Origin of the sequence: Paenarthrobacter sp. NPDC092416 (assembly GCF_044755025.1) — a bacterium.
Taxonomy (GTDB): Bacteria; Actinomycetota; Actinomycetes; order Actinomycetales; family Micrococcaceae; genus Arthrobacter.
This window is the reverse complement of sequence record NZ_JBIVQG010000010.1, coordinates 33,306-47,078: the sequence shown is the minus strand read 5'-3', so window position 1 is coordinate 47,078 and position 13,773 is coordinate 33,306. Positions and strand designations below refer to the sequence as shown.

At 63.7% G+C, this 13,773-nt stretch carries 12 protein-coding genes and 1 pseudogene; 11 read left to right on the top strand and 2 right to left on the bottom strand.

Features of this window, described 5'->3' with window-relative positions:
- The first annotated feature begins 39 nt into the window (after positions 1-39).
- From ACIQC5_RS17435 to ACIQC5_RS17410, 6 genes are all read left to right on the top strand, one after another.
- A complete protein-coding gene (locus tag ACIQC5_RS17435) occupies positions 40-1,158 on the top strand; it encodes a substrate-binding domain-containing protein (RefSeq protein ID WP_400285095.1) in 1,119 nt (372 codons plus the stop codon).
- A gap of 133 nt (positions 1,159-1,291) precedes the next feature.
- Positions 1,292-2,605, top strand: coding sequence for an ABC transporter substrate-binding protein (locus ACIQC5_RS17430; protein ID WP_400285093.1), 1,314 nt, complete (start codon positions 1,292-1,294; stop codon positions 2,603-2,605).
- A gap of 113 nt (positions 2,606-2,718) precedes the next feature.
- Complete coding sequence (locus tag ACIQC5_RS17425; protein WP_400285090.1) at positions 2,719-3,603, top strand: carbohydrate ABC transporter permease; 885 nt, start codon at positions 2,719-2,721, stop codon at positions 3,601-3,603.
- Positions 3,600-4,508: a carbohydrate ABC transporter permease gene (locus tag ACIQC5_RS17420; RefSeq protein ID WP_400285087.1), complete on the top strand. Its 909-nt coding sequence runs from the start codon at positions 3,600-3,602 to the stop codon at positions 4,506-4,508. Before ACIQC5_RS17425 ends, ACIQC5_RS17420 begins: the two co-directional genes overlap by 4 nt.
- Positions 4,505-5,518: a hydroxyacid dehydrogenase gene (locus ACIQC5_RS17415; protein ID WP_400285084.1), complete on the top strand. Its 1,014-nt coding sequence runs from the start codon at positions 4,505-4,507 to the stop codon at positions 5,516-5,518. The genes ACIQC5_RS17420 and ACIQC5_RS17415 overlap by 4 nt, the downstream gene beginning before the upstream one ends.
- A gap of 84 nt (positions 5,519-5,602) precedes the next feature.
- Complete coding sequence (locus ACIQC5_RS17410) at positions 5,603-6,832, top strand: ATP-binding protein (protein ID WP_400285081.1); 1,230 nt, start codon at positions 5,603-5,605, stop codon at positions 6,830-6,832.
- Between the two features lie 101 nt (positions 6,833-6,933).
- Here the strand turns inward: ACIQC5_RS17410 and ACIQC5_RS17405 are convergent, their stop codons facing one another.
- A complete protein-coding gene (locus ACIQC5_RS17405) occupies positions 6,934-7,572 on the bottom strand; it encodes a TetR/AcrR family transcriptional regulator (protein WP_400285079.1) in 639 nt (212 codons plus the stop codon).
- A gap of 111 nt (positions 7,573-7,683) precedes the next feature.
- On the opposite strand from ACIQC5_RS17405, the pseudogene ACIQC5_RS17400 reads away from it, so the two are divergent.
- From ACIQC5_RS17400 to ACIQC5_RS17380, 5 genes and pseudogenes are all read left to right on the top strand, one after another.
- Positions 7,684-9,143: pseudogene (locus ACIQC5_RS17400) on the top strand (purine-cytosine permease family protein).
- Complete coding sequence (locus ACIQC5_RS17395) at positions 9,140-10,372, top strand: serine hydrolase domain-containing protein (protein ID WP_400285076.1); 1,233 nt, start codon at positions 9,140-9,142, stop codon at positions 10,370-10,372. The pseudogene ACIQC5_RS17400 and the gene ACIQC5_RS17395 overlap by 4 nt, the downstream one beginning before the upstream one ends.
- The gene (locus tag ACIQC5_RS17390) at positions 10,369-11,991 is read left to right on the top strand and encodes an amidohydrolase (protein WP_400285073.1); all 1,623 of its coding nucleotides are present in this window, start codon (positions 10,369-10,371) and stop codon (positions 11,989-11,991) included. The genes ACIQC5_RS17395 and ACIQC5_RS17390 overlap by 4 nt, the downstream gene beginning before the upstream one ends.
- A gap of 90 nt (positions 11,992-12,081) precedes the next feature.
- Complete coding sequence (locus tag ACIQC5_RS17385) at positions 12,082-12,438, top strand: alpha/beta fold hydrolase (RefSeq protein ID WP_400285070.1); 357 nt, start codon at positions 12,082-12,084, stop codon at positions 12,436-12,438.
- A 104-nt stretch (positions 12,439-12,542) separates the two neighbouring features.
- On the top strand, positions 12,543-13,136 hold the full coding sequence (locus ACIQC5_RS17380) for a histidine phosphatase family protein (RefSeq protein ID WP_400285067.1): 594 nt from the start codon (positions 12,543-12,545) through the stop codon (positions 13,134-13,136).
- Between the two features lie 12 nt (positions 13,137-13,148).
- Here the strand turns inward: ACIQC5_RS17380 and ACIQC5_RS17375 are convergent, their stop codons facing one another.
- The gene (locus ACIQC5_RS17375; RefSeq protein ID WP_400285065.1) at positions 13,149-13,721 is read right to left on the bottom strand and encodes a TetR/AcrR family transcriptional regulator; all 573 of its coding nucleotides are present in this window, start codon (positions 13,719-13,721) and stop codon (positions 13,149-13,151) included.
- Between the last annotated feature and the right edge of the window lie 52 nt (positions 13,722-13,773).

Genomic DNA, 13,773 nt, shown 5'->3' with positions numbered 1-13,773 from the left:
CAAACTGAACACAAGTGAACTTGATAGGCGGAGACCTGCATGCTGTCCGAGGATCGTCAACAGCTCATCCTGAGGGAACTGGCCCTCCACGGGTCCCTCAACGCGGCCGAATTCGCTGCCAAGCTCGGAACATCGGGGATGACTGTCCGGCGCGATCTCGCGGTGCTCGCAAAGCGGGGACTCATCGAACGGGTTCACGGCGGTGCTGTTCCCGCAGCAGTCAACACGGGCGCATCGGGCAACGCGCCGGCCGGAAGGGGCGCCCCGGAAGGTGCGTCGTGGCGGCCCGGCGGGAGGCGGCCATTGGCGACGATCGGCATGATCGTGCCGTCGGCGTCGTACTACTTCCCCGGTGTGATCCGCGGGGCCGAGGCGGCCGCCCAAGAGGCCGGCGTCCGCTTGGTGCTGGGCGTTTCGAACTACTCGGGCGCCGAGGAGCGGCGCCAGCTCCGGCGCCTGTACGAGCATGGCGTGGACGGAATCCTGGTGACGCCCAGCGAGCCGTCCTTGGCCGGAACCGAGACCCTTGAATTACTCGCCGAAGCTGCGGTGCCGGTGGTAGTCGTGGAGCGATCCATCGACAACGCACTGGACCACGGTCCACTCGAATCCGTGCGCAGCGACCATGTCCGTGGCGCGGAGATCGCAGTCAACCACCTCCTGGGCCTGGGTCACCGGAAGATCGCACTGTGCCTCCGCGAGAGCAGCCCCACGGCGTCACAGCTCATCGATGGCTACCACTTGGCGATGCAGCGAGCCGGACAGTCGCACAACGACGCCATGGTCCGCAGTATGTCCCGCGCCCAGAACGATCCACAGGCTCACCGCCTGGTGGTGGACGGGATCCTGGACTGGTGCACCGAATCCCGGGTGACAGCCGCGATTGTTCACACCGACGAGGACGCGTTGCAGTTCGCCAGCGCGTGCCAGGAGCGGCGGATCAGGGTGCCCGAAGACTTCGCGATCATTGCGTACGACGACGAAATAGCAGCTCTCGGGGCAACTCCCCTTACCGCCGTGGCACCGCCCAAGTTCGACGTCGGCCACCAGGCATTGGTGATGTGCCTGAACCGGATCGGTGCGCGGCGCAGCAATTCAGCGCTGCAACGGGTGAGCCTGTCCCCCACGCTGGTGGTCAGGGACTCGACGCAGCTGTAGCAATCCGACCTGAGCTTGTTTACTTCTGTTCACTTTGTTGATCGTGTTCACTTTTGTGGATTTCATGAGAGCTAGTCAAAGGTGCCCCAGAGCACACCACGACTTCGCATCGTGAACTTCAAAGGAGAACAGAATGAAGCGTCGCCAGCTTCTGCTTGGAGCCGTCAGCCTCATGGCCAGCACCGCCCTCATCACCGGCTGTGGCAGTACCCCGGCCGCCACGCCAACGCCTACTGCCACCGAAGACCCCAGCGGCACCATCACCTTCTGGTCATCCATGGCCGGCATGGACAAGGTCGCAGCCGCCTTCAACGCCAGCCAGGGCAAGATCAAGGTCAACTTCGAGACCGTACCCAACGGCGCCAGCGGCGGCTACGCCAAGCTGTCCACCGCCATCACGGCAGGCAACGGCCCGGACGTGGCCACCATCGAGTACCCGCAGCTCCCCCAATTCGTCAGCAACGGCCAACTCCAGCCGCTCGATGGCCTGATCAACAAGGCCGAAACCGTGGACAAGCTCTCGGACGAAACCAAGGCCCTGGTCCAGTTCGGCGACCAAACCTACGCCCTCCCCTACGATGCCGCCCCGATGATCATGTGGTACCGCAAAGACATGCTGGACAAGGCCGGCGTCGGGACACCCAAGACCTGGGAGGAGTTCGAAGAGGCGGGAAGGAAGCTCAAGGCCGTAGCGCCCGAAGCCCACCTGGCCAGCTTCAACCCCAACGAAGCTGCGCTGACTGCCGCCCTGTCCTGGCAGGCTGGTGCCAAGTGGTTCGGCACCGAGGGCGACAGCTGGAAGGTGGGCGTCAACGACGCCGCCACGCAGAAGGTGGCCACGTTCTGGCAGAAGCTGATCGACCAGAAGATCGTCAAGGTCCAGCAGTCCTTCAGCGACGAATGGTCCGCAGATCTGGCGAGTGGCGCCGTCGTGGGTGTTCTTGGTGCGAACTGGAGCGCAACCGGGATCCAGAAGCGCACGGAAGCCAGCGGCCAGAAGGGGCAGTGGATCGCGGCTGAGGTGCCGAACTGGGGCACCCCTGCAGACGCGTTCTACGGCGGGTCCAGCTTCAACATCACCAAGAGCAGCAAGAACCCGGCCGCAGCCGCCAAGTTCATTGAATTCCTCGCTACCAGTGAGGAAGCCATCAAGGCCCGAGGCAACACCGGCTCCGCTTTCCTGGCGTTCCCCGGCCTGACTCCCGTTGCACAGAAGGCCTTCGATGCCAGCTACTTCGGCAACGACATCTACTCAGTCTTCGAGAAGGCCTATTCCTCGATCACCCCCGGTTGGCAGTGGGGCCCCAACTGGGACATCACCAACACCGCCCTCAAGGACGCCTATGGCAAGTTGACCACGGGCGGCAAGGTGCCGGAGGCCGTTGAAACTGCCCAGACCGCAACCGTGGCCGGACTCAAGCAGAACGGTCTCTCCGTCAAGGAGTAGGCCCGCACGGCGGGGTGGCCCGGACGAGGGCCGCCCCGCCAGCGAGGAGATTAGCCATGCTAAACCAGACATCCAGACATCCCAGCCCCCTGAAATCCCACAAAGTACGCACCATGTCCGGAACCGGCGGCCGGACCGCTGCCCTGTTCCTGACCCCCTTCTTCGCAGTCTTCACCCTTGCGATGGTGGCACCCGTCATCTACTCGATCGTGCTGAGCTTGTTCGCCCAGCAGAAATCCGGGCTGGGTTTCGGCGCGGCAAAGACCTCGTTCGTGGGTCTTGAGAATTACCTGCAGGTCCTGCAATCGGAGTCCTTCGTGGGCGGCATCGGCCGGCTCATCGTGTACTGCCTGCTCTACATCCCTTGCATGGTGGGTGGTGCGTTGGCGTTCGCCCTCCTGCTGGATGCCGCCGTCGCGCGTGCCCGAAAGCTATTCCAGCTCCTGGTCTTCCTGCCCCACGCAGTGCCCGGAGTCATCGCCGCCTTGATCTGGGCCTATCTCTACACTCCGGGCGTCAGCCCCATCGTCTCGGTCCTGGAATCCGGGGGTATCTCGCTGAACTTCCTGGACAGCCACCTGATCCTTCCATCCATCGTCAACATCGCCGTGTGGGAGTGGACGGGCTACAACGTGATCGTGCTCTTCACTGCCCTGCAGGCTGTTCCGCGGGAAATCCTGGAAGCCGCCCGCGTGGACGGTGCCGGCGAAATCCGCGCAGCCATCAGCATCAAGCTGCCCCTGATCCTCCCCGCACTCAGCGTCATCATGCTGTTCACCGTGATCGGCACGCTCCAACTATTCACCGAGCCGTCCATCATTTCCAAGGCCACGGCGTCGGTGACCAGCACATGGGTTCCGAACATGTGGGCCTACGATGCTGCGTTCAACCGGCACAACCTCAACCAGGCCGCGGCGGCCTCCATCATCATTGCGCTCATGGCGGCTGTGCTGTCCTGGGCCGTCACCCGCTTCAGCTCAAGGATGAACAAAGCATGAGCACCCCTACGTTGTCCCGGCCCCGGGCCTTGCCTGCTCCTACGCCCAAGCGGCGTCGTGATGCCCGCAGTGGCGGCTTCGCCAGCACCTTCACCGTGAACGCACTGCTGATTCTTGGCTGCGCCTACATGGTCCTTCCCGTGGTGTGGCTGTTTTTCGCCGCCACCAAGAACACGGCCGATCTCTACGGAACGGCTGCCTATGCGTTCGGACAGCCTTCCCTGTTTGAGAACATCGGCACTGTGCTCGGCCAGGACGGCGGGGTCTTCCTCCGTTGGATGGCGAACTCCATGTTCTACGCCGCGTTCGGTGCAGTCTTGGGCGGGCTCATTTCCGTCATGGCCGGCTATGCCTTCGACAAGTTCCAGTTCCGTGGGAAGGATTCGTTCTTCGGAATCGTGCTGGTGGGTGTCCTGATCCCCAATACCGCAACAGTGCTGCCGATGTACCTGCTGGCCTCCGTTTTCGGCATCACCAACACCATCTGGGCCATCCTGGTCCCGGTGCTCTGCAACCCGTTTGGCGTGTACTTGGCGCGCGTGTACTCGGCAGCCTACATTCCAGCCGAGACCCTGGAGGCTGCCCGTGTTGACGGTGCCGGGCCCATCAGATCGTTCTTCTCGCTGGGCTTGCCCATGATGATGCCGGGATACATCACCATCGCCCTCTTCCAGTTCGTCGGAGTGTGGAACAACTTCATGCTGCCGCTGGTGATGCTTCAAGACCAGCAGTTGCTGCCCGTCAGCGTGGGCATCTCCATCTGGCAGGGCTATGCCGTTCCACAGCCTGAGTTCACGCCGATGGTCATCACCGGATCACTCCTGTCGATCATCCCGTTGCTGCTCGCATTCGTGATGCTTCAGCGGTTCTGGAAGTCCGGCCTGACCGCAGGGAGCGTCAAATGAGCCACACCAAACTGAACGTCGCGCTGGCCATGCCGGCACACACCGCGCGGGCAGTGTTCCCGGCCCGAAGCCTCGATCCGCTGGAACCTGCGCTGAACCTGCTCAGCCGCGAGCCCATCCAGGACTTCCACTCTCCCGAGGGCCGTGCGCTCCTTGAACAGGCGGACATCCTCATCACGGGCTGGGGCTGCCCACTCATCGACGAAGCCATCCTTGATGCAGCACCCCGCCTGCGCCACGTCCTGCACGCCGCCGGAAGCGTGAAACACCACATCGGAGATGCCTGCTGGGAACGGGACATCCAGATCAGCTCAGCCGCGGACGCCAACGCCATCCCCGTGGCCGAATACACCGTGGCCATGATCGTCCTTGCCAATAAGCGGATCCTCCAGATCGCCCGCGCCCTGCACAGCACCCGCACGGACGTCTTGGCAGAGCAGCTGTTCCCGGACATGGGCAACTACCGTAAGCGTGTTGGCATTATCGGGGCCTCGAAAATCGGCAGGCACGTTATCCGGCTGCTCGCTCCCTACGATCTCGACGTCGTGGTCTCGGACCCGTACTTGTCCGCTGATGAGGCGGCTGTGCTCGGCGTCGAACGTGTCACCCTGGAGGAGCTGGTGGCGAGCAGCGATGTAGTGTCCCTCCACGCGCCGTCGCTACCATCGACCCGCAACATGGTCCACGAAGGGCTGATCGAGCGGCTCCAGCCCGGCGCCACCTTCATCAACACCGCGCGCGGTGAGCTGGTGGACCAGGACGCACTCCTGGCGCGGGTCGAACGGGGAGACCTGTATGCAGTCCTGGACGTGACCACCCCGTGGGTGCTCCCTGCCGAGTCCCGGTTCTATTCGCATCCGAACGTCCTGCTGACGCCGCATGTTGCGGGATCTTTGGGCAACGAACTCGAGCGGATGGCGGCCAGCGCGGTGGGTGAGGCGCTGCGCATTGCGCGTGGGGAGGCGCTGCAATTCCGGGTGCGAGTGGAGGACCTGGCGTTCACGGCGTAGGACCCGGCCCCTGTGACAAGCCCGCCGCGCACCCTCCCGGTAGTATCTGCAGGGAATCCTAAAGAAGCTTGGGGGAATGACTTAATGACGCGAGCTCAGGGGCAGCTGGCCTTCACTGACGATGCTGGCCGAGACGTTGAACTGCGGGAATACGGGCTCGACCCCGGCACGGATTCCGCCCTGTTGCCCAACGCCGCGGTGTTGAACGCGCTGCAGAACCTGGTGCGTCTGGCCACGGAGCTATGCGGAGCTCCGTTTGGCGTGGTCAACATCATCAGCGCGGAGTATCAGCACCAGATCGGAGCGTGGGGTGTTGAGCCGGGTGTGTGCTCGCGCGAAGACTCCATGTGCGCCAAAGTCTTCCTTTCCCGCGAGAAAACAGTGGTCCCCGACGCTTCACGGGATCCCCGTTTTGCCGATAACCCCTTCGTCACGGGCGAAATCGGCAAAGTCCGCTTTTATGCCTCGGTTCCGTTGCAAACAGAAACAGGATTCGTACCCGGAACCTTGTGCGTGTTTTCGGACAGTGCCAGGGAGCTGTCTCCGGAGCAAGTGGGCATGCTGGAGGTCCTGGCCAAGCAGGTGGTGGAACTGCTGGAGTTGCAGCACCGCACGGTCCAGCTTGACCGGACCTACGCAGAGCTCAGGAACAGCAACGCCAAGCTCGCTGGCTTCGCCGGCCGGGTCAGCCACGATCTCCGCATCCCGCTGACCACCATCCTGGGGTACGTGGAACTGGTGGAGGACGATCCCGACGTACAGTCCGATGGCACGGCTGCGCAATACTTGCACCGGATTGGTGCCAGTGGCCGCCGCATGCTCGCCATGTTGGAGGATGTCCTCAGCTACTCCCGGGTTGGGGGCGGCATCAACCCGTCCCAAGTGTCACTCCGCGATGTCGCCGAGGAGGTTGCGAGGGACCTCGGAATCGAAAACGACGACATCGTGGAGACGTTCGACGTGACGCTCCGTGCAGACAAAGGCCAACTCCGCACGTTGCTGCAGAATCTCCTCACCAACGCCATGAACTACCGGAGCCCCGAGCGAGACCTTCGCATCCGGATCAGCGGAGTCTCGAACTACCACGGCGCCACGATCCACGTGGCAGACAACGGCAAGGGCATCGATCCCGAAGACCGGGCCAAAGTGCTGGAACCACTGGTTCGCCTGCGCCGCCAAGGCGATGGTCCGGGTACCGGCCTTGGCCTGGCTACATGCAGCAGCATCGCCAAGGCACATGGTGGCGACCTCAGCCTCTCCGAAACGCCGGGCGGCGGGACCACTGTTGCGGTGAGCTTCCCGGCCGGACTCTAGCGTCGACCACCGCGGGATAACGCACGACGGCGGCCTGCCGCATTCGTGCGTTTCTCGCCTGGGGCCCCGGCAGGCGACCGTACCCGTCGTCGAGGCTTGGCTCAGCTGCCCGCCCGATGCACTGCCGCACGTAAGACGCCTGCCGGCATGCCAAGTGACCATTCGGCGACATCCGTGACGAATCGAGTGAAAGCCTGGTACTCGAAAGACCCCACGTTATTCACGTAGGCGCCCACGCCGTCAATCGCGACAAAGATGCGGATGCACGCGGCGAAGGGATCGTCCACCACGAAATCGCCGGAGGCGATCCCGTCTTCAATGAGTGACGTCAGGCGCGTGCGGTCCAGGTATTCCTGTGCCTCCAACGCCTCGGCCAGTGCCGGGGTGAATCGGCACAGGTGGCGGGCATTCAGCCAGAGTCGTGTGAGCTCAAAGCCGCCATTTCCTTCGATGCGCGAAATCAGGTGTGCCATGCGGGCCATAGGGTTGCCGTCGTCCGGAAACAGTTCCTCGCGCTCCTCTGAAACCGCGCGCACAAAGGCGGCGATGACGAGGTCTTCCGCGGCCGGGTAGTAGTGGCTGATCAGGCCGGGGCGAACTCCGAGCCGGTCGGCGACAGCGCGGAGCGTGATGCGTTCAAGCCCGTCACTTAACGCAATGGAAGCTGCCTCGGACAGGATCTCGGCTCGGCGTTCGTCCGGAAGTTTTCGGACGCGTTGCGAAGTGGGGCTTGACACCATGCCAATCAGTCTATTGGATTAGTGACCAATACCGCATTGGTCGAATGACCAATAGCACTCACGGTTCGGTCTCCCAGCGTCGTGCACCGAACCTGCCCGAGAGGAACAGCGTTGTCCCAACCCCAACTCCCTGACACCGTCAGCTACCCAGAACCCCTGGTCAACCCCGAAACCCGTGGGATCGAACTCATCGAGGCCTCCCAACGACGCGGCAGAGCCCGTGACCTTTTTCCCGTGTGGGCGGCACCGAACGTCAGCGTCCTCAACTTCACCGTGGGCGCCTCCCTGATCCTGCTAGGACTGGAACTCTGGCAAGCCCTGCTGGTGATCGTCGCCGGCAGCCTCCCGTGGATCTTCACGGGGATCGTGGCCATCAGTGGTCCGGCAGCAGGCACTTCCGGCTCTGTCATCACCCGCGCCATCTATGGAATCCGCGGCAACAGGGTTGTTGTCGCCTTCTTCGGCTGGTTCATTTCTGCCGTGTTCCTGGCCCTCAATTGGCTCGCGTCCTCATTCATGGGCGCGGAACTGCTCGCCCAGGTGGGCTTCACGGATCCCGTCGCAGGCCCGGTCCTGGTCACGATCGTGGTCGCGGCGATCACCGTCCTGGTGGCGGTCTTCGGCCATGGATTGATCCTCCGGAGCTACCCGGCCGTGGCCTTGGTACTGCTGGTAATCTTCCTGCTGGTCAGCGCGTTCATCCTTCCCCACGTCGACTGGAGCTACACCGCCGCTGAGCCCTTGGAAGGTGCCGCACTGTGGGCCGCCGTCACCATCGGCTTCGCGATTCTTGCCTCGACTCCCTGTCCTACACCAACAGCCCGGACTTGGCCCGCTACCTCCCGCAGTCCACCAAGCCGTCACACATCATCGCGGCCACTGCCCTGGGCGGAGCCCTTCCGTGCTTCTTCTTCACGGCAGTAGGCGCGCTCCTGGCCACGGGCGTCACTGCTGCCGCCATGGATCCAGGCATCGAATCCGCCCTCCTGGGCCTGCTCCCGGCCTGGCTGGGACCCATCTTGGTCATCGGTGTCATCATCAATACCATCTCCCTCAACGGCATGACCACCTATACCGCGAGCATGGCGTTCCAATCGGTCGGCGTCCCCATCCGCCGCATCCCCTCCGCAGTGGTGGTGGGAGCGATCGGCACCGCGCTCACCGTCTATCTGGTCATGTCCACGAGCCTGCTGGAAGCCGTCAACCTCATGTTGCAGTTGCTGGTCCTCATTTCGGGGCCCACCATGGCGGTCTTTGCAACGGACGTCATTCTCCGCCGCAACCGCTACAACGGGGACGACCTCTTCGACGAAAAACCCGGCAGCCCCTTCTGGTACAGCGGCGGTTGGCACATCCCCGGACTGCTCGCCGTGATCCTCGGCGGCGCCGCCGCATCGCTGTTCCTCACCAACAGCGTCTGGACAGGCCCCGTCGCAGCAGCCATGGGCAACATCGACCTTTCGGTTCCGGTCTCCATGATCGTCGCCTCGGGGATCTACGCGGCGTTGACCCGGGCTGCGACGAGAATGCGCGCCACCGAAGACACCATCAAGGAAGGAGTCCGCGCATGAGCCGCGTCATCGCACCCGGCACGCCGGGAACCACGGGAACGCACCCCGCCCGCTTCGCCTCGGCTCCGGCCGGCGAGCCGACGCTCGACACGTGGCAGGATGCTCCCCACAACAGATGGGCGTTCGCGAACCTTGGTGAGATGGTTCCGACGGCGGCAATCCCACGCCGCTTCCCGGCGGCCCCGTCCGCGGCCACTGACCGACTCGACATCCTCACGTCCCGGTTGCCAGGACTGAGACAGCGTTTGGAGGCTACGTACACAGACGCGTTCCTGGTGCTGCGGGACGGCAAAACCGTCGCCGAGTACTACCGACCCGGCTTTGCGCCCGATAACCGGCACCTGATCATGAGTGTTTCCAAGTCTTTGTGCGGCCTCGTGGTGGGGGCGTTGGTCGACGGCGGCCACGTTCAGCCAGCGGCGCCCGTCACCGACTATGTGCCCGAGCTGGCGGGCTCCGTCTATGACGGCCCAACGGTTCAGCACGTGCTCGATATGACACTTCAGATCGACTACAGCGAGGACTACGTCGACCCGCATGCCGACGTACAAAGGCACGATCGTGCCGCAGGCTGGCGCGTCCGTCGAGAGGGTGACCCTGAGGACACGTACGCGTTCCTCACTACGCTCGGCGGCAACGGCACAGTGGGCACGTTCCAGTACTGCTCGGCGAACACCGACGTCCTCGCCTGGATCATCGAACGAGTGACCGGGCTCCGGTACTCCGACGCATTGTCGAAATACTTGTGGTCCAAACTCGACGCCGATCGCGACGCCACCATCACGGTGGATTCCACGGGTTTCGGCTTCGCGAACGGTGGAGTCTCATGCACCGCCCGCGATCTCGCGAGGGTTGGGCAATTGATGCTCGACGGCGGCAACGCGCCAGGCGGGCGCGTGGTCTCGGAAGCCTGGGTTCGCAGGGTCTTTGAGGGCGGCGATCAGCAAGCCATGGCTGGCTCGTCGTTCGCCACCCTCCATCCCCACGGCTCCTACACCCGGCAGTGGTGGTGCACGGGAAATAGCCGCGGCAACGTCACGGGAATTGGCATTCACGGCCAGTACCTGTGGCTCGATCCCCGGACCAACTCCGTCATCGTCCAGCTCTCTACGTGGCCTGAACCGGATAGTGGCCAACTCCACGAGCAGCAAAACCACCTACTGCTCGACGTGAGCAATGCCTTGGACAACCCTGAAACCGCACCCAAAAGTAAGGAACACACCGCGTGACCACGCAGCTCTACACCAACGCCCGAATATTCACGGCCGACACCAGGCGATGGGCCGAAGCCCTGCTCGTTGAGGGCGAACGGATCCTCTACGTCGGCGATGCCGACACCGCGCACCGTCTCCGACCGAACGCCGAGCACATTGATCTGTCCGGCCACCTGGTGGTTCCCGGATTCGTGGACGGTCACGCCCATGTGATCGGCACCGGCGAAGCCCTTGGCCAAGTCAACCTTTGGGGCGCAGGGTCGGTTCAGCAGATTCAACAACGGATCAAGGAGTGGGACAACGAGCGGCCGAACACCGCCAGGATTCTTGCGACCGGATGGTTGCACGGCGCGATCCCCGGTGGAGTTCCGGACGCGGCCATGCTCGACGCCGTGGTGCCGGACAAACCGGTCTATGCCTTTGCCTACGATTTCCATTCGGTCTGGGTGAACACGGCAGCGCTCACCGAACTCGGGATCACAGACCAAACACAGAACCCTGCGGGCGGCACCATCAAACGCGATTCACGTGGGCGCGCCACCGGCTACATCGACGAGAACGCCTTCTATGACATGGTGATGCCTTTCCTCGAATCCCACGTCAGCCAGAACGACCATGATGCCAGCATGGCTGCAGTCCAGCGCGCCTACCGTGAAACCGGCGTGACCACGGCATGCGATATGGGTTTCAACGAGACGGATCTCGACACGTTCCGGCGCGCCGAAAAGTCCGGGAAACTGACCAGCCGCCTCATGGCGTACTGGCGCGTGAACAACACCGGTTCGGTGGCGGACAACATCGCGCAGGTCGAGCGGGCGGCCGAGCTCGCCGCTCACCACACGTCCCCTTATCTCCGCGTGGTGGGGATCAAGGTCATGGTGGATGGAACCATCGACGGCTGCACCGCCACCCTCAGGTCCCCTTATGCCGACGGGACGAACGCCGATCCGATCTGGAGCCTGGAGGACCTCGCCCCGGTTGTCGCTTCGGCCGATGCCGCCGGGTTGAAGGTGGCCATGCACGCAATCGGGGACGAAGCCGTGGGAATAGCCATCAGCGCCGTGGAACACGCCGTTGCGCAGAACGGACCCCGCGAGCGCCGTCACCGCATTGAGCACCTTGAGCTGGTAGAGCGGGCCGACGTCGATCGACTCGCTTCTTTGGGGATCACTGCGAGCATGCAGCCGGTGCACGCAGACCCCGCGATCAGCGAGAACTGGCGCGCCAAGCTCGACGACGACCGCGTGGACCGCGGTTTCGCTTGGCCATGGATAACGGAAGCCGGAGCGCACTTGGCCTTCGGCACGGATTCGCCCACGTCCCCGCATGCACCCCTTCCCAACATGTACGTTGCCACCACCAGGGCTTCTGCCTTGGATCCGAACGCTGGGACAAACATTCCGGGATTCGCCCTCCCTATGGCAGATTCCTTTGAACACGCCACGCGGGAGTCAGCGTGGACGTGCGGCGCCGAGCACGAGATCGGCCGGTTGTCAGCCGGACTGTTCGCGGACTTCCTGGTGTTGGACACCGACGTTTTCGCAGCAGCCAGTCCCGCCTCGTTGCTGCAGGCCAGCGTGGTGCGGACTGTCCTCGGCGGCCGCACAGTCTACGAAAGCGACGAGATCAGCTAACGGCCAGCCGATCCGGAACACCCGCTGCTCCGAATCAGTATCAGAGGCAATCACTGTCGGAGGTAATCAGTTCAGAAGGCAGGGCAGCGGGTGACCACGGAAGTCCAGCGGGACACGTACCGATCAGGAGTGGCTGCGCTGCAGCGCTCGACGCTTCCCACGTGGCTTGGTCCTCGCCTCCTGGCGGACGAAGCCCGCCCCGCCAGCTTCTCGGCGGCCGCACGAGCTGCCGCCCGATACGATCTCGGCCAGTGGCACTCCATCCTCTGCCCCGTGGTGGCCATTCGAGGGGACCACGACGTCTTCACGCCGGAGTCCGACCACAGCCAGTTGCTCAGCCTGCTTCCGCAGGTCCACGCGGTGACCATCCCGCGGTGCGGCCACTTCGCTGCCGTCGAACAGCCTTCCTCCGTCAAAGAACTTCTCGACAACCTCCACTCGCGCTGACCGCAACCTCCACTCGGCGCTGACCGCGCGACGGCGGGCAGCCGCCGTCGAACGCTTCCTCACGTGACGTACGGAACTGCAGTCCGGCAGGCTGGCAAGGCAGAATGGAGGGCATGACCCTCACAACTTTCGCCCTCGTCCGCCATGGCCAGACCGACTGGAACGCGGAGCGCCGGTTGCAGGGAGCCACGGATATTCCACTGAACGACGTCGGCCGCGGCCAAGCGCGCGACGCCGTCGAGGTCCTTTCGGACTACGAATGGGACGCTATCGTGTCCTCACCACTGAGCCGAGCCGCTGAAACCGCGGACCTGATCGCCGATGGTTTGAGCCTCACCGTTGCCCGGCGTGTTCCGGAACTCACCGAACGCAGCTTCGGCCCGGCAGAAGGGCTGCAGGCCGGCCCGGAACTCGAAGCACTTCGCATCCCGGGTGGCTTCCGCGGTGCCGAAAGCGACCATGAGGCTGCAAGCCGCGGTATGACTGCGCTGGAGGAACTGGCGCAGGAATTCGCCGGCCAGCGCGTGTTGGTGGTCGCGCACGGAACGTTGATTCGGCTGACTCTCGGCCAGGCGATTGGCCGTACCTTGGACAGCGTCCAGAACGCCGAACTTAACCTCGTGCACCACCATCCCGTTGATGGCTGGCAGCTCGAGTTCTTCAACGGCGAGCGCGTCACGGCCGACGTCGAGGCCTGACTCCGCGCGACGTCAGGCGCCTCGTGGCGCACTGGCCAGAACCGTTGCCGCGAGCTCCTTGGCCCACCGGACTGCGTCCGGTTGAGAGTCCAAGTGCGCGTTGAAGACTGCTCCGTCGTAGAGCACACGGATGCGGGCGGCGACGTCGGCGGGGTCGACAAAGCCCGCTTCTTTGCTGAGCTCGAGGATTGAGTCGGCGAGCCAGTCACGGAATACCCGCAAGGCGTTCGCCTCTACGCCACCCGGGAGGGCTTCCGCAGTTGCATTGGCGAAGGGGCATCCTTTGTAGCCCGGCGCAGTGACCGCTTCCTGCAGGGCGTCGAAAATAGCCAGCATCTTCCCGACGGGATCATCCAGCCCCTGCTGGTGCCGTGCTATCCGGTCCCGGCGCTGCTGATCACGGCCAGCCAAATACGAGGCCACAAGTTCCTCTTTGCCGGAAAAGTTGTAGAAGAGCGAGCCCTTGGCAACGCCTGCTTCCTCAATGAGCCTGTCGATCCCCACGGCGTGGACACCCTCGGCGTAGAACAGCCTGTCTGCTGCATCAAGAAGGCGCTGACGAGCAGGAATCCTGGTGGACGTCATGCCACCAGCGTATCAGACAGACCTGTCTAATTTTTCTTGACTTTATTGAACA